Origin of the sequence: Massilia sp. MS-15 (assembly GCF_020176695.1) — a bacterium.
Classification (GTDB): Bacteria; Pseudomonadota; Gammaproteobacteria; order Burkholderiales; family Burkholderiaceae_D; genus Telluria; species Telluria hydrophila.
This window is the reverse complement of sequence record NZ_JAIWIA010000004.1, coordinates 32,430-54,816: the sequence shown is the minus strand read 5'-3', so window position 1 is coordinate 54,816 and position 22,387 is coordinate 32,430. Positions and strand designations below refer to the sequence as shown.

Sequence of the window (22,387 nt, the reverse complement as noted above, 5' to 3'; positions counted from 1 at the left end):
GCCCGATTACCAGATCAGGACGCGGTCCTGCGGTGCCAGGTACATCTTGTCGCCCGGTTTCACGCCGAAGGCTTCGTAGAATTCCGGCATGTTCATCACGGTGCCGTTGGCGCGGAACTGGCCCGGCGAGTGCGGGTCGGTCTTGACCTGGTTGATCTGCTGCGCTTCGCGCATCTTCGAACGCCACACCTGGCCGAAGCCCATGAAGAAGCGCTGGTCGCCGGTCAGGCCGTCGATCACCGGGGCCGGCTGGCCGTGCAGCGACAGTTTATAGGCCTTGTACGCGATCGACAGGCCGGCGTTGTCGCCGATGTTCTCGCCCAGGGTCAGTTCGCCGTTGACGTTATAGCCGGGCAGCGGCGAGAAGCCGTTGAACTGCTTGACCAGCTTGTCGGTACGGCTCTTGAACGCGGCGCGGTCGGCGTCGGTCCACCAGTCGCGCAGGTTGCCGTCGCCGTCCGACTGGCTGCCCTTGTCGTCGAAGCCGTGGCCGATCTCGTGGCCGATCACGGCGCCAATCGCGCCGTAGTTCACGGCGTCGTCGGCGCGCATGTCGAAGAACGGCGGCTGCAGGATCGCGGCCGGGAACACGATCTCGTTGGTCGTGCTGCGGTAGTAGGCGTTCACGGTCTGCGGCGTCATGCCCCATTCGGTGCGGTCGACCGGCTTGCCCAGCTTGTTCAGCTGGTAGTTGTAGCGGAAGGTCGCGGTGCGCATCGCGTTGCCGACCAGGTCGTCACGCTTGATGGAGAGCTTCGAGTAATCGCGCCACTTGTCCGGATAGCCAATCTTCGGGGTGAACTTGGCCAGCTTGGCGCGGGCTTCCTTCTTGGTATCCGGGCTCATCCATTCCAGCTTGTCGATCGACTGGCCGTAAGCAACGATCAGGTTCTTTACCAGCTCTTCCATGCGCGCCTTGCGCTCGGCCGGGAAGTGATCCTTCACGTACAGCTTGCCGACCGCTTCACCCATCGCGCTTTCGACCGCGCCCACGCCGCGCTTCCACAGCGGGGCCTGTTCCGACACGCCGGAAAGCGCGGTGCCGTAGAACGAGAAGCTCTGGTCCACGAAGGCCTTGGAGAGCAGCGGCGAGTATTCGCGCAGCAGCTGCCATTCGAAGTAGGACTTCAGGGTCGACAGCTCGGTCTTGGCCAGCACCTCGTTCAGGCCCTGGAAGTAGCTCGGCTGGTTGACGATGATGGTATCGACCTTGTTGCCGATGCCGGCCGCGCCCAGCGCAGCCTGCCAGTCATAGCCAGGCGCCAGCTTGCCCAGCTCGGCCACGCTCATCTTGTTGTAGCGCTTGACCGGGTCGCGGTTCTCGACGCGGGTCCACTGCACCTTGGCCAGCTCGGTTTCGAAATCGACGATGGCCTTGGCCTGGGCCGCGGCATTCTTCTCGCCGGCCAGCGCCAGCGTCTTCTCGACGTGGGTCAGGTACTTGGCGCGCACTTCGGCCAGCTTGGCGTCGTCCTGCTTCAGGTAGTAGTCGCGGTCCGGCATACCGAGGCCGCTTTGCGAGATGTACACGACGTGCTCGCTCGACTTGCGCATGTCCTGGCTGACATAGATGCCGTACGGGGTCGACACGCCGATCTTCGACAGGTGGCCCACCAGCGCCGGCAGGCCCTTCTTGTCCTTCAGGGTGCGGATCTTCTGCAGCTCGCCGTTCAGCGGCTTGGTGCCCAGCGCTTCGCGGCGCGCTTCATCCATGTAGCTGGCGTACAGATCGCCGATCTTCCGGGTCTCGCTGCCGGCTTTCGCCGACTTGTCGGCCTGGGCCGCCTCGATGATGGCCTTGATCTGCGGCGTGACGTCGTCGCGCAGCTTCATGAAGGTACCCCAGCTGGCCTTGTCGCCCGGGATCTCGGTCTCTTTCAGCCACTTGCCGTTCAGGTAAGTGAAGAAGTCGTCCTGTGGACGCACGCTGGTATCGATGTACTGCGTGTCGACGCCCGAGATCGGGGTGCCCGGCTTGGCCGGCGCCTTGTCCGCCGCATTGGCAAAGGCTGCTGCCAGGGACAGCGTCAGGGTGCTCAAAAGGATACGCTTCACGGAAATGGTCCTCGTCTACTTGGATTGCTGAGTTGGGAAAAAGCGGCCGGCTCATGACCGGTCTCGAATAGGCATCCGCCAGCCGTCCCCGACGGCAAAGGCTCAGGGCATTCTAGCGGCTGCGCCCGAGGCGGCAACCTCGCCGGAAGCTTTTTTACTTTTCGATACATGCAAAGGGGCCGTATCGCATATGCATGTGTTGGTACGCCACCACACAGCGCCGGTCCGGGGCCGGACCATAAAAAAGCCCGCGGAGGGGGCCGCGGGCAAAGACCACTTCAAGAGTGGAGAGAGAAAAACTGGAAACGACTATAAAACTGCCCCTTTGCGTCCGCTTGGACTCTTACAATTGCTTACCAGGCCAGACTGCGCAATCTGGATCGCGCGTTTTTGCCGCCGCCTTTGTTCCGCTGCGGAGCAGCGCCCCGCATTCAGGTTTATACTGGACTTGCGCTATCTCATGGGCAGCAGCTGATAGCAAGCGCTTACATCGGCAGCGTTGACATCTGCAGTGTTTACCTCTGGTCACCCAATGGGCTCCACTTTCAAGAATTCCTGTCTCGTCGGCCTCGGCGCCATCGCCGGGGTAGCGCTCACCATGCAGTTCTCCGCACTGGCCCACAAGCCGGTCGACGCCGGCATGCCGCTGGCGGAACTGCGCCAGCTGGCCGATGTGTACGGTGTCATCAAGTCCACCTATGTCGAGCCGGTCGAAGACAGGGCGCTGCTGTCGGAAGCGATTTCCGGCATGGTCGCCTCGCTCGACCCGCACTCGGCCTACCTCGACCCGCGCGCCTACCGTGAGCTGCGCGAGGGCACCGAAGGCCGCTTCGTCGGCCTGGGCATCGAGATTTCCGAGAGCGAGGACGGCTACGTGGAAATCGTCGCCCCGATCGAGGATTCGCCTGCCTGGGAAGCCGGCATCAAGGAAGGCGACCTGATCACGCAAATCGATGGCCAGCCGGTGCAGGGCCTGCCGATCGACGAGGCGATCAAGCGCATGCGCGGCGAACCGGGCAGCAAGGTCACCCTTACCATCGCGCGCAAGGGCAGCCCGATGCCCCTGCGCTTTACCATCGCACGCGGCGAGATCGTCCAGAAAAGCGTCAAGGCGAAGATGGTGGAGCCGGGCTACGCCTGGCTGCGCATCGCCCAGTTCCAGGAACCGACCGTGGACGACATGGTGGCCAGGCTGCGCGCCCTGTACCGCGACAATCCGGACATGAAGGGCCTGGTCCTCGACCTGCGCAACGATCCGGGCGGCCTGCTGCCGGGCGCGATCGGCGTCGCCGCCGCCTTCCTGCCGAAGGACGCCGAGATCGTCTCGACCAACGGCCAGCTGCCCGATTCACGCCAGCGTTTCTACGGCCGTCCCGAGTTCTACATGCTGCGCAGCGGTGCCGATCCGCTGGCCACGCTGCCGGCGGCTTTCAAGCACATGCCGATGGTGGTGCTGGTGAACACCGGCTCGGCCTCGGCTTCGGAAATCGTGGCCGGCGCGCTGCAGGACTACAAGCGCGCCACCATCCTCGGCAGCCAGACCTTCGGCAAGGGCTCGGTGCAGACCATCCGCCCGATCGGCCGCGACGCCGCCGTCAAGCTGACCACGGCGCGCTACTACACCCCGGCCGGCCGTTCGATCCAGGCGCGCGGCATCGTGCCCGACTTCCCGGTCGACGAGACGGCGCATGGCGACGGCCTGAATGCGCTGCGCATGCGCGAGGCCGACCTCGAACGCCACCTGTCGAACGACCGCGACAAGGAAGCGGCCACGCGCCAGGAAGACATCGAGGAACAGATGCGCCTGTGGGCCGAAGCGCGCGCGGGCAAGCCGGTCGACTACGGCAGCGCCGACGACTTCCAGCTGGCCCAGGCGCTGCGCCACCTCAAGGGTCAGCCGGTGCAGCTGTCGCGCCGCTCCGGCAAGGGCGTGGCGGAAGCGACCCTGGCGCAGCACGCGCGCTGATGCCGCCTGGATGAAGCGGCAGTGCCGATTCCGACAATTCCCAGCTCCGGCGGGAGCGTGTAGAATCGCCGTATCTCCGGGGAAACGCCCCTCATTTCCATTGAAAGTCCCAACATGAAACCTGTCGTGATCAGCGGCACCGGCCTGTTTACGCCGACCCACTCCATCTCCAACGATGAGCTGGTGACGGCCTACAATGCCTACGTCGACCTGCATAACCAGGAACACGCGGCCGCGATCGCCGCCGGCGAAACCACCGCGCTGGAGCATTCCAGCAGTGCCTTCATCGAAAAAGCCTCCGGCATCAAGTCGCGCTACGTGATGGAGAAGGAAGGCATCCTCGACCCGACCCGCATGACGGCCCGCATTCCCGAGCGCGGCGACGACCAGGTCTCGCTGCAGGCCGAGATGTGCGTGGCCGCCGCGCGCGAAGCGCTGGCGCGTGCCAACAAGCAGGCCTCCGATATCGACATGGTGCTGGTGGCCTGTTCCAACATGCAGCGCCCCTACCCGGCCATGGCGGTCGAGGTGCAGGAAGCGCTGGGCATCGAGGGCTTCGGCTTCGACATGAACGTGGCCTGCTCCTCGGCCACCTTCGGCATCCAGACCGCGATGGACGCGGTGCAGAGCGGCCGCGCGCGCGCCGTCCTGATGCTGAACCCGGAAATCACCAGCGGCCACCTGAACTTCCGCGACCGCGACAGCCATTTCATCTTCGGCGACGCCTGCACCGCGGTGATCGTGGAAGCGGCCGAGACGGCCACCAGCGCGCACCAGTGGGAAATCCTGGACAGCAAGCTCAAGACGAAATTCTCGAACAACATCCGCAACAACTTCGGCTTCATGAACCGCTTCGACGAAGCGGGCATCGGCGCGCCGGACAAGCTGTTCCGCCAGCAGGGCCGCAAGGTGTTCAAGGAAGTGTGCCCGATGGCGGCCGAGATGATCGCCGAGAGCGTCAGGAACGCCGGCCTGGAGATCAAGGACGTGGCGCGCTACTGGCTGCACCAGGCCAACCTGAACATGAACCTCCTGATCATGCGCACCCTGCTGGGCCGCGACGCCGAGCCGGGCGAAGCGCCGGTGATCCTCGATTCCTATGCCAACACCTCGTCGGCCGGCTCGATCATCGCCTTCCACAAGTACCAGGACGACCTGCCGAGCGGTGCGAACGGCGTGATCTGCTCGTTCGGCGCCGGCTATTCCATCGGCGCCGTGGTGGTGCGTAAAAAGTAATCACCCCACGGGTTCAAACCACGGCAAGACAGCCCGTGCGGTATATCATCCGCTAACTATCACCGCGTGGGCGGGAGACCCGCCCACCCTACAACTTCGCAGCTAATTCAGCTCCCTCGCGGATCGCCCGCTTCGCATCCAGCTCCGCCGCCAGCGCCGCGCCGCCGATCTTGTGGAAGCGCGGCCCGCCCTGCCCCGGCTGCGCCGGCATCAGCTCCGCCAGGCTTTCCTGCCCGGCGCAGATCACCACATTGTCCACTGCCAGCAGGCGCGCCTCGCCCCCCACGGTGATATGCAGGCCGGCGTCGTCGATGCGCTCGTACTGCACGCCGGCCAGCATCTGCACGCCGTTGCGCACCAGGGTCGCGCGGTGCACCCAGCCCGACGTCTTGCCCAGGCCCGCGCCCGGCCGCGTGCTCTTGCGCTGCAGGAGCCAGACCTCGCGCGCCGGATGCGGCGGCACCGGCGGCGCCAGGCCGCCGGCCGCGTTCGAGGCCGGATCGACGCCCCACTCGCCCATCCAGTGCGCTTTCGGCACCGGCAGCGGCACGGCAGGGTCGTGCACCAGGAACTCGCCCATGTCGAAGCCGATGCCGCCGGCGCCGATGATGGCCACGCGCCGGCCCACCGGCCTGCCCTCGCGCAGCACGTCGAGGTAGCTCAGCACCTTCGGATGGTCGATGCCGTCGATGGCCGGCTTGCGCACCTTGATGCCGGTGGCGACGATCACCTCGTCATAGCCTTCGGCCAGCAGTTCCTCGCGCGTGACGCGCCGGTTCAGGCGCACCTCGACCCCCGTGAGCGCCAGCTTGCGGCCAAAGTAGCGGATGGTCTCGGCGAATTCCTCCTTGCCGGGCACGCGCATGGCGACGTTGAACTGGCCGCCGATGCGGTCGAGCGCGTCGAACAGCGTCACCTGGTGGCCGCGCTCGGCCGCCACGGTGGCCGCCGACAGGCCGGCCGGGCCGGCGCCGACCACCGCCACCCGGCGCGGACGCGCCGTCCTGCGGTACACCAGTTCGGTCTCGTGGCAGGCGCGCGGGTTGACCAGGCAGCTGGCGCGCTTGTTTGAAAAGGTATGGTCGAGGCAGGCCTGGTTGCAGGCGATGCAGGTGTTGATCTCGTCGGCCCGTCCCGCGGCCGCTTTCGCCACCCAGTCCGGATCGGCCAGGAAGGGGCGCGCCATCGACACCAGGTCGGCGCTGCCCTGCGCCAGCAGGGCTTCGGCATCATCCGGCATGTTGATGCGGTTCGAGGCCACCACGGGGATGCCCACTTCGCTGCGCAGGCGCCCGGCCACCTCGGCAAAGGCCGCGCGCGGCACCGAGGTCACGATCGTGGGAACGCGCGCCTCGTGCCAGCCGTAGCCGGTGTTCAGGATCGTCACCCCGGCCGCTTCGAGGGCCCTGGCCACCGCCACCACCTCGTCCCAGGTATTGCCGCCCTCGACCAGGTCGAGCACCGAGTGACGGTACATCAGGATGAAGTCGGGGCCGACCTCGGCGCGGATGCGCCGCACCACCTCGACCGCCAGCCGCATGCGGTTCTCGATCGAACCGCCCCACTCGTCGCTGCGCTGGTTGGTGCGCGCGCACAGGAACTGGTTCAGCAAATAGCCTTCGCTGCCCATCACCTCGACGCCGTCGTAGCCGGCCATGCGCGCCAGCTTCGCGCAGCGCGCGTAGGCGGCGATGGTCGCTTCGATGCCGCCCGCATCGAGCGCCTTCGGCCTGAACTTCGAGATCGGCGACTTCAGGCTGGAAGCCGACACCACGAAGGGCTGGTAGCCATAGCGGCCCGCGTGCAGGATCTGCAGCACGATCTTGCCGCCCTCCTCGTGCACGGCGCGCGTGACGCGCCGGTGGTTGGGCACGTCGCCGATGAAGTTCAGGGTGCCGCCGAAGGGCAGCAGCCAGCCCTGCCGGTTGGGCGAGATGCCGCCGGTGACGATCAAACCGGCCCCGCCGCGCGCGCGTTCGCGGTAGAACGCGGCCAGCTTGCCGTAGTGGTAGAAGCGGTCTTCGAGCCCGGTGTGCATCGAGCCCATGATCACGCGGTTCTTCAGCGTGGTAAAGCCGAGGTCGAGCGGCGCGAGCAGCCGCGGATAGCGTGGGTGCGGGGTAGTGTCCATAGCACGGCATTACACCGTGATTTCGTGGAAGGATGTTACTAAACCGCTGCCACCGGCTCAGGACTGCTGTCTCAGGAAAGCTGAAAATCGCGCGCGCGCAGCTCCGCGAAGGCTTCGATGCTGCCGATGTTGACGACGACCGGGTTCAGGCTCGCGTTCGGCGACATCGAGCGCCAGGCGAACTGCCATTCCTTTTCGCGCGACAGGCCCAGGCTCTTCGAGAACGCGGCGCCCAGCGGCGACCGGCTTCCGTATTCGACCTTGCCGTCGATGCCGGCCCAGTTGGGCAGGGTGCGCTGGACCGCGCGGTGCAGGCGCTCGCCGAATTCCTCGGTGTTGTGGATCACCAGGCAGCGGTCGGCGGGGCTGAACACATCGAACAGCGCCTTGTCCCAGGCGGTCGAGAACGATAGCGCCAGGAAGCCGCCGTCGGGCAGCAGGCGGAACTGGCCGCGCAGCGCGGCTTCGAGCTCGTCCTGCGGGGCATAGCGGTAAAGGGTCGGGGGGCGTTGGTAATCGTGCATGGTTGACTCGGTCATTCGGTGGGCGCGGGCTGGCGTGGCTGCTGCTGCAGCGACAGCATGTGCTGCATGCGCATGAAGCGCGAGGCGATGAAGATCTCGCGCAGGAAGTAGACGAAGCTGCTGATCAGGCCGATCATCGCGCACACGAACAGTCCGGCGATGTACTGGTCCAGCGGGATGTTGGTGGTGTCGCCCAGGAACAGCAGCGCGATTACCAGGCAGACCATGAGGCCGCAGGCGGTGCTGGAGGTGATCGCGGTGTTGATCAGGTGCGCGCGCACGTACAGCGTTTCGAGCTCGGACGTATCCTCGGCGCTGCTGCGCAGCCTGAGGCGGTCTTCGAGCACGCGGGTGCGGTCGATGATGCGCGCCAGGCGGTTGGTCAGCACCGTGAGCTTGGTGGCCACGCCGGTCAGCAGGAAGACCGGCGCGATCGCCAGCTGGATGACGTGGCCGATGTCGCTGATCTGGATATTCATGGGTTGCGCTGCGTTGCGGGTTGTCGTCGTTGGTCCGTAGTGTAACAGCCGGGCTCAGTCGAAGCGGCGGTGACGCTTGAACTGTTCGGTCGCGTTCACCAGCGCACGCGCGATGCCGGTCTCCAGCGCGCCGTGGCCGCCGTCGGGCACCATGTGCAGCTTCGCGCCGGGCCAGGCCTGGTGCAGGCGCCAGGCAGACAGCGGCGGGCAGATCACGTCGTAGCGGCCCTGCACGATGGTGGCCGGCAGGTGGGCGATGCGCCCGATATCGCGCACCAGCTGGTCTTCTTCGAGGAAGGCGCCATGCAGCATGTAGTGCGATTCGAGCCGGCCCACGCCCAGGTCGAGCGCGTCGGACGTGGCTTCCTCGGGCTGCGGCAGCAGGAACACGCGGCGCCCTTCGAAGCGGCTCCAGGCACGCGCCGCCGGCCAGTAGACGGCCGGGTCCTCGCACAGCAGGCGCTCGCAGTAGGCCTTGAGCAGGTCGCCGCGCTCGGCGCCCGGAATCGGCGCCACGAATTCCTCGTACAGCTCGGGATAGAACCACTTGACGCCGTTGATGAACCAGTCGACTTCGGCTTTCGTGCACAGGAAGATCCCGCGCAGCACGAAGCCGAGGCAGCGTTCGGGGTGGGCCTGGCCATAGGCCAGCGCCAGCGTCGAGCCCCAGGAGCCGCCGAACACCAGCCACTGCTGGATGCCGAACATCTGGCGCAGGCGCTCGATGTCGTCGATCAGGAGCTGGGTGGTGTTGTTGCGCCACTCGCCCAGCGGCGTGGACTTGCCGGCGCCGCGCTGGTCGAACAGGATCACGCGATAGGCGCTGGGGTCGAAGAAACGGCGGTGCTGGGGCGACAGGCCGGCGCCCGGGCCGCCGTGCAGGAATAGCACCGGAATGCCGTCGGGGTTGCCGACTTCTTCCCAGTAGATCGTGTGCAGCTCGTCGACGGCAAGCATGCCGTGGCGGAGGGGCTGGATCGGCGGGAACAGCGACGGCGGCGTGGCGGGCATGTGGCGTGACTCTCTCTGCGGGTGACAGCCGATTGTAGCCTACCCGCCCGCCGTTTCAGAAGAAGGTGTTGAGTGCCTGGGTCACGTGGTAGGCGTCGTCCACCGCCAGCAGCACGGGCCACTTGTCGAAGGTGGTGCAGGGGTGGGAAATGCCGCAGCCGACCAGGTCGCCCACCTGCAGTGCCGCGCGGATCGCGCCCTCGGGCAGGCGCAGGTAGGCGTGCTGGTCGTTCATCTTGACGATCTCGCAGCCGGGCGGCAGCACGGACGGCGCACTGGCCGCGCTGCCGGGTCGGTGCATGAACAGCGGCGCCGGCAGCGTTTCGTCGTAGGAGGCGTCGCGCTTGCCCATCGTGAGGATGGCCAGGCCGGGCTCGGGACGCGACTGCACGCTGCTCCAGACTTCCAGCGCCGGACGCAATCCGTCGGCGTGGGCCTCGCGCGCATCCAGCTGGGCCAGCAGGCGCTGGTAGGAGCCGTGGTCGCTGGTGAGGTAGCAGCCGCTGCGCAGCACCGCGCGCACCGGGCGCGACAGGCCGTCGATGCCGGCGAAGCCGCGCGCAACCAGGTCGAAGTAGGACGAGCCGCCGGCCGACAGCAGGATCTCGGCGGCGCCGAACAGGCCCTCTCCATCGGCGGTTTCGACCAGGTCCACCAGCTCGGCCAGGAAGGCGCGCACGGCGCGCAGGTCGGCATCGCGGTCCTGGCTGACGAGCAGGCCTTCGTAGCCTTCGAAGCCGGCCAGCGCCAATCCTTCGGCCGCGGCGACCGCGCGCGCCACCGCCAGCGCCTGTTCCGGGGTGCGGCAGCCGGCGCGCTTGCCGTCCAGGCCGAGTTCGACCAGCACCGGCAGCGGGCGTGCCAGCGCGTGCGAGGCCCTTGCCGCCGCCAGCAGCGCCACGCCCTCGAGCGAATCGGCCAGCACGAAGCATTCGAAATCCGGATCCGCATGCAACAGCGCCAGCACGGCCGCGATGTCGGCGCGCGCCACCAGCTGGTTGGCCAGCAGCACGCGGCGCACGTTGAAACGGTGCGCCACCTGCACCTGGGTGGCGCTGGCCAGCGTGATGCCCCAGGCGCCATTGGCCAGCTGGGCCGCGAACAGCTGCGGGCTCATGGTGGTCTTGCCGTGCGGGGCGAGCGTGACGCCGTGGCGCGCGCAAAAAGCCTGCATCCAGGCCAGGTTGTGCTGGAGCGCCGATGTCTTCAGCACGGCCACCGGGAAGGAGGTATCGCCGCGCAGCACGTTCCAGCCCTGCACCCCGACCGCGCCCTGGCGCAGGGGTTCGGTGATCGGCAGGCCCTTGGTACCGGGCAGCAAGAGTTGTTCGTCGAGGCTGGACAGGGCGAGGCCGTCGCGGGGCAAGGTGTGCATGGCGCTTCGTGATGGGTGGCGATAGGGCTATTCTAGCGGGCCTGGTATCCAAAAAAAAAGCACCGCCCCAGCGGTGCTCCGGCCGGCTTCACGCCACGGCCATTACTGCATGTGCTGGCCGCCGTTGATCGCGATGTTGGCGCCGGTCACGAACGCCGCCTCTTCCGAGGACAGATAAGCCACCAGGCCGGCCACTTCTTCCGGCTTGCCGAGGCGGCCCATCGGGATCTGCGGGATGATCTTGGTTTCCAGCACTTCGCTCGGGATGTCCATCACCATCTTGGTGCCGATATAGCCGGGCGAGATGGTGTTGACGGTCACGCCCTTGCGCGCCACCTCGTAGGCCAGGGCCTTGGTGAAGCCGTGCATGCCGGCCTTGGCCGCCGAATAATTGGTCTGGCCAAAGGCGCCCTTCTGGCCGTTCACCGAAGAAATGTTGATGATCCGCCCCCAGCCGCGCTCGACCATGCCATCGCAGACCGGCTTGGTCATGTTGAACACGGAATCCAGGTTGGTCTTCATGACCGCGTCCCAGTTCGGCTTGTCCATTTTCTTGAAGGTCATGTCGCGCGTGATGCCGGCGTTGTTGACCAGCACGTCGACCGGGCCGACGTCCTGCTCGACCTGGCGCACGCAGGCCTGGGCCGAGTCATAGTCGGAGACGTCGCAGGGATAGGCCTTGAAGTCATAGCCCTGTTCCTTCATCTGGCCGAGCCAGTTGTCCACCTTCGTGTTCCCCGGCGAATACGTCGTGACAACCTTGTACCCCAGGGCGGCCAGCTTGATACACACCGCTTCGCCCAGGCCGCCCATGCCGCCCGTCACCAATGCTACTCGTGCCATTGTCTTCTCCAGTTATTGTCAGTCACTGTTTCCCTACAAAAATCTTCAGTCGCGCTCGACCGCCAGCGCCACGCCCATGCCGCCGCCGATGCACAGGCTGGCCAGGCCGCGCTTGGCGTCGCGCCGCACCATTTCGTGCAGCAGCGAGACCAGCACGCGGCAGCCGGACGCGCCGATCGGGTGGCCCAGGGCGATCGCGCCGCCGTTTACGTTGATCTTCGATGTATCCCAGCCCATTTCCTTGTTGACCGCGATGGCCTGGGCCGCGAAGGCCTCGTTGATTTCCATCAAGTCGATGTCTTCGTGGGTCCAGCCGGCCTTCTGCAAGCACAGGCGGGTGGCCGAGACCGGCCCCATGCCCATGATCGACGGGTCCAGGCCGGCCGAGGCATAGGCCTTGATGCGTGCCAGCGGGGTCAGGCCCAGCTCGCGCGCTTTCGAGGCGCTCATCATGACCACGGCGGCGGCGCCGTCGTTGATGCCGGAAGCGTTGCCGGCGGTGACGGTGCCTTCCTTGTTGAAGGCCGGGCGCAGGCTGCTCAGCGCTTCCAGGGTCGAGCCATGCTTCGGATATTCGTCGGTGTCGAAGATGGTCGGGCCTTTTTTCGAGGGGATCTCGACCGGGATGATCTCGTCCTTGAACTTGCCCGCCTTCTGGGCGGCCTCGGCCTTGAGCTGGGACTGCAGCGCGAACTCGTCCTGCTCGGCGCGCGACACGTCGTACTTGCGCGCGACGTTCTCGGCGGTGACGCCCATGTGGTACTGGTTATATACATCCCACAGGCCGTCGACGATCATGGTGTCGACCAGCTTGGCGTCGCCCATCCGGAAGCCGTCGCGCGAGCCGTTCAGCACGTGCGGCGAGGCGCTCATGTTTTCCTGGCCGCCGGCGATGACGATCTGCGCGTCGCCGCACTTGATGGCCTGGGCTGCCAGGTGAGTGGCCTTCAGGCCGCTGCCGCACACCATATTGATGGTCTGGGCCGGCACCATGTCGGGCAACCCGGCCTTGATCACGGCCTGGCGCGCCGGGTTCTGGCCGGCGCCGGCGGTCAGGACTTGTCCCATGATGACCTCGCTGACCGCGGCGGGATCGATGCCGGTTTGCGCCAGCAGCTGGCGGATCACGTGCGCGCCGAGCTCGGCGGCAGGAATCTTGGCCAGTGTGCCGCCGAACTTGCCGACCGGCGTGCGGCCAGCGGCCACGATGACGACGTCTTCCATGTTGATCTCCCTAGTTCCGGCCTCGGCCGGGGATGTTGAGATGCCAGGCTTGCAAAGCCATGCATCTTACGGTTGGTATGGTGCTGATGTTTAAGCAAAATCAATCTTATCAGCTTATTCACCGAATACAACCGTGCGATCGCCCATGCTTTTGGTGGGCCCGCGCCGCCCGCTTTTTCGAACAACGCAGGAACATTTCTTTCTACTAGGAATGATGCTCGTCCAACTGTCCTTTCGGTCAATTTTCACAGTAGAATGCACGAGCGCAACGCCAACCAGACCGTTTTATGCCGAAAACCCCGACCTCGCTGCCCATCGAAATCAAGATCTCCACGGTCGTCGCCATTTCGACGATCCTGCATTCGGCCGACCCGGCCGCGATCGACGCCGCGCTGCACCAGATGACTGGCGGCGTCTCCGACTTTTTCGAGGACGAGTTCGCGGTGATCGACATCGCCGCCATCGCGCACGAGCAGCCCGCGATCGACTGGCCGGCCCTGGTGGCGCTGCTGAAGAAATACCGCCTGAACGCGGTCGCCGTGCGTGGCGCCGGCCCCGACATGGCCGACGCGATCCGCGCGCACGGCCTGTCGCTGGACGACGGCGCCAGCGGCGTGCGCGCGCCGGAAACCCACGCGGCGCCGGCGCTACAGGAACCGCCAGCGCAACAGGAAGCCGTGCCCGCCCCGCCGGCGGCTGCCCCGGCGGCGGCCCCTGCGCCTGCCCCGGCTGCGGTCTCGACCATGATCATCGATACCCCGGTGCGCGCGGGCCAGCGCATCTATGCGCGTGGCGGCGACCTGATCATTACTGCCGTTGTCAACAATGGCGCGGAAATCATTGCCGACGGCAGCATCCACGTGTATGCGCCGCTGAACGGCCGGGCGCTGGCGGGCGCTTCCGGCAATCCCGATGCGCGCATCTTCGCCCTGTCGATGCAGCCGGAACTGGTGTCGATCGCCGGGGTGTACCGCACTTTCGACGACGGCTTCCCGAACGACCTGGCGCGCCAGCCCGCACAGATCCGGCTGGTCGGCGACCGGCTCGATATATCATCGCTGGCGCCGCCTTCGCGCGCTTAAACCATTTGACCCGCAGATACTGCTAGAAACGTAAAGGACCTTTTTGTGGCAAGAATTATTGTTGTGACGTCCGGCAAGGGCGGTGTGGGCAAAACCACTTCGAGCGCGAGCTTTTCCAGCGGCCTGGCCCTGCGCGGCCACAAGACCGCAGTGATCGACTTCGACGTCGGCCTGCGCAACCTCGACCTGATCATGGGTTGCGAACGCCGCGTGGTCTATGACCTCATCAATGTGGTCAACGGCGAAGCGACCCTGAACCAGGCGCTGATCAAGGACAAGCACACCGACAACCTGTTCATCCTGCCGGCCTCGCAGACGCGCGACAAGGATGCGCTGAGCGAAGAAGGCGTCGAGCGCGTCCTGAACGACCTGGTGCAGATGGGCTTCGAGTTCATCATTTGCGATTCGCCGGCCGGCATCGAACACGGCGCGCTGATGGCGCTGACCTTCGCCGACGAGGCCATCATCGTCACCAACCCGGAAGTGTCCTCGGTGCGCGATTCGGACCGCATCCTCGGCATCATCCAGGCCAAGTCGCGCCGTGCCCAGAGCGGTTCGGAGCCGGTCAAGGAGCACCTCCTGATCACCCGCTACTCGCCGAAGCGCGTCGACGCCGACGAAATGCTGTCCTACCAGGACGTGCAGGAAATCCTGCGCATCCCGCTGATCGGCATCATCCCGGAATCGGAATCGGTGCTGCACGCCTCGAACCAGGGCAACCCGGCGATCCACTTCAAGGGCACCGACGTGGCCGAAGCCTACGAGGACGTGATCGCCCGCTTCCTGGGCGAAGACCGTCCGCTACGTTTCACGACCTACGAAAAGCCGGGTTTGTTCCAGCGCATCTTTGGAGCCAAGTGATATGCCACTGCTCAATTTCCTTTTTCCGAAAAAAGAGAAGAGCGCGACAGCCGCCAAGGAACGCTTGCAAATCATCATTGCGCGCGAGCGCACCAACCGCGCCGGTCCGGACTTCCTGCCCGCCCTGCACCGCGAGCTGATCGAAGTGATCTCGAAGTACACCAAGGTGAATGCGGACGACATCAAGATTTCGCTCGACCGCCAGGGCAACCTGGAAGTGCTCGACGTGAACGTCGTGCTGCCGGATGCCTGAGCCCCGGATGTTCGCTATTTAAACAAATGCCCGCGTCAGCGGGCATTTGTTTATCCAGCAGCGATGTAGCCTCAGACCGGTACCTGGGCGGTCCCGGCATCGGTCACCTGGATCTTCTGCAGTTCGCGCGCCACCTCCGCGCAGGCCTCCACGTGCTGGTTGCCCATCTTGCGAAACAGCGCGAAACCGATCGCCGCCGAAGCCACCTGGCCCGCGATCGGCACCACCTTGGTGACGGTCTTGGCCGCGATCCGGATGCCGGCCCGCTTGAACAGCTGCAGCACCAGCGTCTTCGTCACCAGCTTGCCGACCAACATGCCGCCAACCGAGGCCGCCGCCTGGTAAGCCAGTATCCGCATGCGCGGATGGAGGCGTTCGATCTGCTGCTGGCTCAGGCCGAATTCGCGGTTCACCTCTTCCACCAGCACGGTAAACGTGGTCAGGTCGGACAGGATGTCCACACCGGGCAGCGGCACCGCCGCCACCCCGGCCGATACCAGTGCGCGCTTGCGCACCATCTCGCGGCAGCGCGCACGCACGATCTCGATCTCGGCGCCGCGCACCGGCTGCACCGGCGGTTCGGCCGCGGCTGCTTCCTTTTTTTTGCGTCTAAACAACATATTCCCTCCGGGTCAGCTGATAAAGACAAGTGTAACGCCCAGGGTCATTTCTCCTTAACACAACAGATGTAATTTCTAAAACGCAAATTCATTATTTTGCTGTAGCGCTATTTTGTGAATGTCTGCTATATTCGGTTTAACTCTTGTAGGAGCGTTCCTACAAAGGCAACCTTACCTGTAGATGTCCTATGAAGATCGCCGTTCTCGAACAAGACCGTAGCCAGGCCGAACTGATTTGCCAGGTGCTGACCTCCGCCGGTCATCATTGCCAGCCTTTCGACAGCGCCAGGGAGTGCCTGGCGCAGTTGCGCAAAGAGAACGCGGACATGCTGGTGCTGGACTGGAACGTGCCCGACATGGATGGGGCCGAAGTGCTGCGCCGCGCCAAGGAAAAGCTGGCCGCGAACGCACCCGTGATCTTTTTGGTCGGCAACAATGCCGAGGACGACATCATCGCCGGCGTCACTGCCGGCGCCGACGACTACCTGGTCAAGCCGCTGCGCCGTGGCGAACTGGTGGCGCGCGTTTCGGCCCTGCTGCGCCGCGCCTACCCGTCGCAGAACAGCGCCGAGCAGCTGCAGTTCGGCCCGTTTACCTTCGAGACCCGTCCGGGCCGCCTGCTCAAGGATGGCTCGATCATCGACGTCACCCAGAAGGAATTCTCGCTGGCGCTGCTGTTCTTCCGTAACATCGGCCGCCCGCTGTCGCGCGCCTACATCCACGAATCGGTTTGGGTGCGCGATACCGACGTGCCTTCGCGCACGATGGACACCCACGTTTCCCGTGTACGCAACAAGCTCAGCCTGCGTCCGGAAAACGGTTTTCGCCTGGTACCGGTCTACAGCTACGGCTACCGCCTGGAAAAACTGGGCGCCTGAGTCCTTGCCAGGGCGCCAACGGGGCCGGCAAGCCCTGCCGGCGCCCCTGAAACCCTGCTCCCATCAGGGTATAATGCCGCATACCCGTCGACCCGCCTCCCACAATGCAACTGCTTGCCGTTGGCCTGAACCATACCACCGCACCGGTCTCGCTGCGCGAGCAGCTGGCGCTCGCGCCTGACCAGCTCGGCAAGGCGGTGCAGGCGGCGCGCGGCTGGTTCGCGCGCCATGGGGCCGGCAGCGCCGGTGCGCACGGCGGCAACGAAGCGGCCATCCTGTCCACCTGCAACCGCACCGAGATGTACGCGGCCAGCGACATCGCCCACCCGCTCGACGCCTCGGCTCAGTTCCTGGCCCATTATCACGCGCTGAATTTCGCCGAACTGCGCCCGCACCTGTACATGCTGCCGCACGACAGCGCGGTGCGCCATGCCTTCCGTGTCGCGTCGGGGCTCGATTCGATGGTGCTGGGCGAGCCGCAGATCCTGGGCCAGATGAAGGATGCGGTGCGCACCGCCGAGGAAGCCGGCGGCCTGGGCACCTACCTGCACCAGCTGTTCCAGCGCAGCTTCGCGGTGGCGAAGGAAGTACGTACGACCACGGAAATCGGTGCCCACAGCGTGTCGATGGCCGCGGCCGCGGTGCGTCTGTCGCAGCGCATCTTTGATCGCATCGCCGACCAGCATGTGCTGTTCATCGGTGCCGGCGAGATGATCGAGCTGTGCGCCGCCCACTTCGCGGCGCACAAGCCGAAATCGGTCACCATCGCCAACCGCACGATGGAGCGCGGCGCGGCGCTTGCCACCCGCTACGAGGGCCAGGCCATGCGCCTGGCCGACTTGCCCGAGCGCCTGCACGGCTTCGACATCGTGATCTCCTGCACCGCCTCGACCCTGCCCCTGATCGGCCTCGGCATGGTCGAGCGCGCCGTCAAGGCGCGCCGCCACCGTCCGGTGTTCATGGTCGACCTGGCCGTGCCGCGCGATATCGAGCCGGAAGTCGCGCGCCTGGACGACGTGTTCCTGTACACCGTGGACGACCTGGCCCAGGTGGTGCAGACCGGCCTGGAAAGCCGCCAGGCCGCGGTGGCCCAGGCCGAAGCCATCATCGAGAACCGCGTGCAATCCTTCATGCACTGGGTTGGCGACCGCGCCATGGTACCGGTGATCCGCGACCTGCAGGACGCCAGCGAGGCGCTGCGCCTGGCCGAACTCGAACGCGCGCGCAGGCTGCTGGCGCGCGGCGACGACCCGGAAGCGGTGCTGGAAGCGCTGTCCCGGGGCCTCGCCGCCAAGTTCCTGCATGGTCCGCAGCAGGCGCTGCACCAGGCCCAGGGCGACGAGCGCGCCCGCCTCGCCGCCCTGCTGCCCCAGCTGTTCCGCGGCCGCCGTTAGCGGTCCTCTTCGTTTTGTCGTGCGCTCCTTCCCGGGGCGCGTCCCGGCCCGCAGCGGCCACCCAGACTCTTTCACACCCATGAAACCATCCATGCTGGCCAAGCTGGACCAACTGGCCAACCGACTCGTCGAACTGGACGAACTCCTGATGTCCGAAGGCGCCACCGCCAACATGGACAGCTATCGCAAGATGACCCGCGAACACGCCGAGCTGTCGCCGCTGGTCGCCCTCTACCGCCAGTATGGCGCGGCCCAGGAAGACCTCCATGCCGCCCAGGAGATGGCGCAGGACCCGGACATGAAGGACTTCGCGCAGGAAGAGATCGAGGCCGCCCGCGCGCGCCTGGCCGCGCTGGAACTCGATCTGCAAAAAATGCTGCTGCCGAAGGACGAGAACGACGAGCGCAACATCTTCCTCGAGATCCGCGCCGGTACCGGCGGCGACGAATCGGCCCTGTTCGCGGGCGACCTGCTGCGCATGTACACCCGCTTCGCCGAGCGCAACCGCTGGCAGGTCGAGGTGGTGTCGGAATCGGCCTCGGACCTGGGCGGCTACCGCGAAGTCATCGTGCGCATCATCGGCAACGGCGTGTATTCGAAGCTCAAGTTCGAGTCGGGCGGCCACCGCGTGCAGCGCGTTCCCGCCACCGAGACCCAGGGCCGGATCCACACCTCGGCCTGCACCGTGGCCGTGATGCCGGAAGCGGACGAAGTGGAGGACGTGAACATCAACCCGGCCGACCTGCGCATCGACACCTACCGCGCGTCCGGAGCGGGCGGGCAGCACATCAACAAGACCGATTCGGCGGTGCGCATCACCCACCTGCCGACCGGCATCGTGGTCGAGTGCCAGGACGACCGCAGCCAGCACAAGAACAAGGCGCAGGCCCTGAAGGTGCTGGCGGCGCGCATCAAGGACGTGCAGCTGCGCGAGCAGCAATCGAAAGAGGCGGCCACCCGCAAGAGCCTGATCGGCTCGGGCGACCGCAGCGAGCGGATCCGCACCTACAACTTCCCGCAGGGCCGCCTGACCGACCACCGCATCAACCTGACCCTGTACAAGCTGGACTTCATCATGGATGGCGACCTGCAGGAGCTGGTCAATGCGCTGGCGGCCGAGCACCAGGCCGAGCTGCTGGCGGCGCTCGGGGACTGATGTCCCGATGCGCGAGACGGCATGGGTAGTGGCGGCGGCGGCTTCGTGCGAGAATGCCCGGTCCGAACCACACCAGATAAAAATCCACCGATGCTGCCCTCCAACCGCCAGATCCTGTTCGCCATCTCGTCGATCTGCTTCGCACTGATCGCCGTCGCCCTCTACCTGCAGCACATCCAGCATATGCTGCCCTGCCCGCTGTGCGTGATCCAGCGCTACCTGTTCCTGGCCATCGGCGTGGCCAGCCTGGTGGCGGCGATCAGCGGCAGGCTGCGCCAGGGAACGATCCTGGCCCTGCTGGCGGCGCTGGGCGGCCTGTACGCGGTCGGCAAGCACCTGTACGTGATCGCCCACCCGGGTTTCAGCTGCGGCATCGATCCGATGGAGACTTTCCTCAACAAGATCCCGACCGCCGAGTACCTGCCCTGGGTGTTCCGCGCCGACGGCCTGTGCGAAGGCGCCACCGACTCGCTGATGGGCCTCGCGATCCCGCAATGGTCGGCGCTCTGGTTCGGGGTGCTGACCGTGTTGCTGGCCTTCGTCCTGGTACGCAAGCAGCGCGCATGAAGCACCTCGTCGAGGCCGGCGCCACCCTGGGCCAGCTGCAGGCCGCGCTGCCGCTCGATCCGCTCGAGAACCGCATCCTGCTGTGCCATGCCCTTGGCCTGGCGCGCGTGGCCCTGATCACCCAGTCCGAACGCGCGCTCACCGGCGACGAAGCGGCGCGCCTGGAGGCGCTCCTGCGGCGGCGCCTGGCGGGCGAGCCGATCGCCTACATCGTGGGCCGGCGCGAATTCTTCGGGCTGCCGTTCCAGGTCGGGCCGGGCGTGCTGATCCCGCGCCCGGACACCGAACTGCTGGTGGAACTGGCATTGGCGCGCCTGCCGCCAGGTGGGCACATGCTCGACATGGGCACCGGCAGCGGCGCCATCGCGGTCGCCTGCGCCCACAGCCGCAAGGATGCGCGGGTCACCGCGCTCGACCTGAGCGAGGATGCGCTCGCGATCGCGCGCGCGAACGCCGCCGCGAACGGCGCCGCCGTGCGCTTCCTGCGCAGCGACTGGTATGCGGCCGTGGCCGGCGAGCGCTTCGCGCTGGTCGCCTCGAACCCGCCCTACATCGCCGCCGGCGACCCGCACCTGGCCGAGGGCGACCTGCGCTTCGAGCCGGTCGGGGCGCTCACGGACGGCGCCGACGGCCTGTCGGCCCTGCGCCGCATCGTCGCCGATGCGCCGGACCACCTGGAAAGCGGCGGCTGGCTGCTGCTCGAGCATGGCTACGACCAGGCCGCGGCGGTGCGCGACCTGCTGGCGGCGCGCGGCCTGCAGGAGGTGCAGAGCTGGCGCGACCTGGCCGGCATCGAACGGGTCAGCGGCGCGCGCCTGCCCTAGCCTGCGCGGTCCCCGGGGCGCCATTGCTACAATGGCCAGTCCCTGACCCGTCATCCATGCGCATGCGCACACTGCTTGCCTCGCTCATCCTGTTCGCGCCCATCGTTTGCGGTGCGGCCGACACCCCGGCCGACACGGCGCGCCGCCTGTTCGAACGCGAGTGGGAATGGCAGCTGCGCCAGCAGCCGGAATACTCCACCGCCATCGGCGAGCACCGCCACGACGCGCTGCTCGCCGACACGTCGCTCGCCGCGCGCGCCGCCAGCGCCGGGCACGCGCGCGAGGTGCTGGAGGAAGCGCGCCAGATCGACCGCGGCCAGCTTGCCGGCCAGGACCTGCTGTCCTACGACCTGTTCGTGGCCGCCCGCGAACGCCAGCTGGAAGCGCTGGCCCTGACCCCCTTCGACCCGCAGCCGATCAGCAGCTGGGACGGCCTGCACCTGCGCCTGCCGCGCCTGGCCGCCCAGATGCCCTTCTCCACCGAAGGGGATTACCGCAACTACCTGGCGCGCCTGGCGGCGCTGCCGGCCCACGTCGACGGGCTGGTCGAACAGATGCGCGCCGGGCTGCGCGCCGGCTGGACGGTGCCGAAGCTGGCGCTGGCGCCGGTGCCGGACGCGCTGCGCCGCCTGCACGAAGGGATCGCCGGCGGCCCGCTGCATGCGCCCCTGCAGCGCATCCCGGCCACGATCGACGCGGACGTGCGCGAAGACCTGCTGGACGAGGGCATCGAGGCGCTGGCGACGGCGGCGCTGGCCCTGCAGCGCCTGGAAGACTTCCTGCGCAATGAATACCTGCCGGCCGCGCGCGAGAGCATTGGTGCCGCCAGCCTGCCGGGCGGCGCGGCATGGTATGCCTTCCAGGTGCGCAAGGTCACCACGACCCCGCTCAGTCCGGCCGAGGTGCATGCGATCGGCCTGAAGGAAGTGGCGCGCATCCGCGCCGCGATGGCCGCCCTGGTGCCGCGCACCGGCTTTCGCGGCGAACTGGAACGCTTCCTGGTGTTCGCGCGCAGCGACCGCCGCCTGTTCTTCAGCCAGCCCGAGGCCCTGCTGGCGCGCTACCGCAAGGCGCTGGCACGGGCCCAGGCCAGGCTGCCGAAAGTGGTGGCGACGGTGCCGGAGGCGCCGCTCGCGGTCAAGCCGATGCAGGAACTGCCCGGGCTGCAAGGCCAGCCGGTGGCCTATTACGAAGCCGGCAGCGAGACCCGCGCCGCGGCGCTGGTGGTCAACCTCTCGCAACTGGCCACGCGTCCGGTATGGCAGGTGGACGCCGTGGCCCTGCATGAAGGCGTGCCGGGCCACCACCTGCAGGTGGCGCGCGCCCAGGAGCTGGCGCTGCCGGCCTTCCGCCGCCATGGCTGGTACCAGGCCTACGGCGAGGGCTGGGCCACCTATGCCGAGGGCCTGGGCCAGGAACTGGGCTTCTTCGGCGACCCGTTCACGCGCTTCGGCCAGCTCAACGAAGAGATGCTGCGCGCCGCGCGCCTGGTGGTCGATACCGGCATCCATGCGCTGGGCTGGTCGCGCCAGCAGGCGCTCGACTACCTGAACACGCATACCGCCAATCCGCCGCAGGAAAACGCCGCCGAAGTCGAGCGCTACATCGCGCAGCCGGCCCAGGCGCTCGCCTACAAGATCGGCCAGCTGCGCATCGCCGCGCTGCGCAACGCGGCGCGCGCGGCCCTCGGTCCACGCTTCGACCAGCGCCGCTTCCACGATGCGGTGTTGCGCAACGGCGCGCTGCCGCTCGACCTGCTACAGCGCGAGATCGAGCGCTGGGTGCAGAGCGAACGACAGGCCGCCAGGCGGGAATGAGGGGCTGCCCGGCGCGCCGCGCGTTTTTCGGTTACTCTCTGCTCCAATCCGGATTGGCAGTATAAGAAAGGAAACACCCGTGTCGAATCAA

Annotated in this window: 20 protein-coding genes; 11 read left to right on the top strand and 9 right to left on the bottom strand. The window is 66.8% G+C overall.

From position 1 onward, the window contains the following. Positions 1-6 precede the first annotated feature (6 nt). Positions 7-2,055, bottom strand: a complete 2,049-nt coding sequence (locus LCI23_RS02665) for a M13 family metallopeptidase (RefSeq protein ID WP_374041137.1) — start codon at positions 2,053-2,055, stop codon at positions 7-9. Between the two features lie 532 nt (positions 2,056-2,587). On the opposite strand from LCI23_RS02665, the gene LCI23_RS02660 reads away from it, so the two are divergent. Together LCI23_RS02660 and LCI23_RS02655 are read left to right on the top strand one after the other, a co-directional pair. Beyond that, the gene (locus LCI23_RS02660) at positions 2,588-4,021 is read left to right on the top strand and encodes a S41 family peptidase (RefSeq protein ID WP_224943612.1); all 1,434 of its coding nucleotides are present in this window, start codon (positions 2,588-2,590) and stop codon (positions 4,019-4,021) included. Positions 4,022-4,135: 114 nt separating this feature from the next. Then, the gene (locus LCI23_RS02655) at positions 4,136-5,257 is read left to right on the top strand and encodes a beta-ketoacyl-ACP synthase III (RefSeq protein WP_224943609.1); all 1,122 of its coding nucleotides are present in this window, start codon (positions 4,136-4,138) and stop codon (positions 5,255-5,257) included. Positions 5,258-5,345: 88 nt separating this feature from the next. Here the strand turns inward: LCI23_RS02655 and LCI23_RS02650 are convergent, their stop codons facing one another. The 7 genes from LCI23_RS02650 to LCI23_RS02620 all read right to left on the bottom strand — a co-directional run bounded on the left by LCI23_RS02650 (position 5,346) and on the right by LCI23_RS02620 (position 12,844). Then, on the bottom strand, positions 5,346-7,388 hold the full coding sequence (locus tag LCI23_RS02650) for an NADPH-dependent 2,4-dienoyl-CoA reductase (protein WP_224943607.1): 2,043 nt from the start codon (positions 7,386-7,388) through the stop codon (positions 5,346-5,348). Between the two features lie 71 nt (positions 7,389-7,459). Further along, entirely contained in the window at positions 7,460-7,912 is a 453-nt protein-coding gene (locus LCI23_RS02645) for a hypothetical protein (protein WP_224943604.1), read from the bottom strand. Positions 7,913-7,923: 11 nt separating this feature from the next. Next, entirely contained in the window at positions 7,924-8,391 is a 468-nt protein-coding gene (locus LCI23_RS02640; RefSeq protein WP_224943601.1) for a DUF2721 domain-containing protein, read from the bottom strand. 54 nt (positions 8,392-8,445) lie between these two features. Continuing rightward, positions 8,446-9,402, bottom strand: coding sequence for a prolyl aminopeptidase (gene pip, locus LCI23_RS02635; protein WP_224943598.1), 957 nt, complete (start codon positions 9,400-9,402; stop codon positions 8,446-8,448). Positions 9,403-9,457: 55 nt separating this feature from the next. Beyond that, positions 9,458-10,777, bottom strand: coding sequence for an amino acid deaminase (locus LCI23_RS02630; RefSeq protein ID WP_224943595.1), 1,320 nt, complete (start codon positions 10,775-10,777; stop codon positions 9,458-9,460). A 102-nt stretch (positions 10,778-10,879) separates the two neighbouring features. Continuing rightward, on the bottom strand, positions 10,880-11,620 hold the full coding sequence (phbB, locus tag LCI23_RS02625; protein WP_224943591.1) for an acetoacetyl-CoA reductase: 741 nt from the start codon (positions 11,618-11,620) through the stop codon (positions 10,880-10,882). A 45-nt stretch (positions 11,621-11,665) separates the two neighbouring features. After that, positions 11,666-12,844 (bottom strand): acetyl-CoA C-acetyltransferase, encoded by a 1,179-nt coding sequence (locus LCI23_RS02620; protein WP_224943587.1) that lies wholly within the window; start codon positions 12,842-12,844, stop codon positions 11,666-11,668. Between the two features lie 287 nt (positions 12,845-13,131). On the opposite strand from LCI23_RS02620, the gene minC reads away from it, so the two are divergent. From minC to minE, 3 genes are read left to right on the top strand one after another with little or no spacing between them, the layout of a single operon-like run. Further along, on the top strand, positions 13,132-13,926 hold the full coding sequence (gene minC, locus LCI23_RS02615; RefSeq protein ID WP_224943585.1) for a septum site-determining protein MinC: 795 nt from the start codon (positions 13,132-13,134) through the stop codon (positions 13,924-13,926). A gap of 45 nt (positions 13,927-13,971) precedes the next feature. Beyond that, a complete protein-coding gene (gene minD, locus LCI23_RS02610) occupies positions 13,972-14,787 on the top strand; it encodes a septum site-determining protein MinD (RefSeq protein ID WP_224943583.1) in 816 nt (271 codons plus the stop codon). A 1-nt stretch (position 14,788) separates the two neighbouring features. Continuing rightward, the gene (minE, locus tag LCI23_RS02605; protein WP_224943581.1) at positions 14,789-15,040 is read left to right on the top strand and encodes a cell division topological specificity factor MinE; all 252 of its coding nucleotides are present in this window, start codon (positions 14,789-14,791) and stop codon (positions 15,038-15,040) included. A 71-nt stretch (positions 15,041-15,111) separates the two neighbouring features. Here minE and LCI23_RS02600 read toward each other — a convergent pair whose 3' ends face one another. Then, on the bottom strand, positions 15,112-15,660 hold the full coding sequence (locus tag LCI23_RS02600; RefSeq protein WP_224943579.1) for a hypothetical protein: 549 nt from the start codon (positions 15,658-15,660) through the stop codon (positions 15,112-15,114). Positions 15,661-15,848: 188 nt separating this feature from the next. Here LCI23_RS02600 and LCI23_RS02595 point away from each other — a divergent pair, with 188 nt between their 5' ends. The 6 genes from LCI23_RS02595 to LCI23_RS02570 all read left to right on the top strand — a co-directional run bounded on the left by LCI23_RS02595 (position 15,849) and on the right by LCI23_RS02570 (position 22,296). Then, positions 15,849-16,538 (top strand): response regulator transcription factor, encoded by a 690-nt coding sequence (locus tag LCI23_RS02595; RefSeq protein WP_224943576.1) that lies wholly within the window; start codon positions 15,849-15,851, stop codon positions 16,536-16,538. 104 nt (positions 16,539-16,642) lie between these two features. Further along, positions 16,643-17,932, top strand: coding sequence for a glutamyl-tRNA reductase (gene hemA / locus LCI23_RS02590; RefSeq protein WP_224943574.1), 1,290 nt, complete (start codon positions 16,643-16,645; stop codon positions 17,930-17,932). Between the two features lie 79 nt (positions 17,933-18,011). Continuing rightward, positions 18,012-19,088, top strand: a complete 1,077-nt coding sequence (gene prfA / locus LCI23_RS02585; protein ID WP_224943566.1) for a peptide chain release factor 1 — start codon at positions 18,012-18,014, stop codon at positions 19,086-19,088. A 93-nt stretch (positions 19,089-19,181) separates the two neighbouring features. Continuing rightward, on the top strand, positions 19,182-19,655 hold the full coding sequence (locus LCI23_RS02580) for a disulfide bond formation protein B (protein ID WP_224943733.1): 474 nt from the start codon (positions 19,182-19,184) through the stop codon (positions 19,653-19,655). Further along, positions 19,652-20,479, top strand: a complete 828-nt coding sequence (gene prmC, locus LCI23_RS02575) for a peptide chain release factor N(5)-glutamine methyltransferase (protein WP_224943565.1) — start codon at positions 19,652-19,654, stop codon at positions 20,477-20,479. Before LCI23_RS02580 ends, prmC begins: the two co-directional genes overlap by 4 nt. 62 nt (positions 20,480-20,541) lie before the next feature. After that, positions 20,542-22,296: a DUF885 family protein gene (locus tag LCI23_RS02570; protein ID WP_224943562.1), complete on the top strand. Its 1,755-nt coding sequence runs from the start codon at positions 20,542-20,544 to the stop codon at positions 22,294-22,296. Positions 22,297-22,387: the final 91 nt, after the last annotated feature.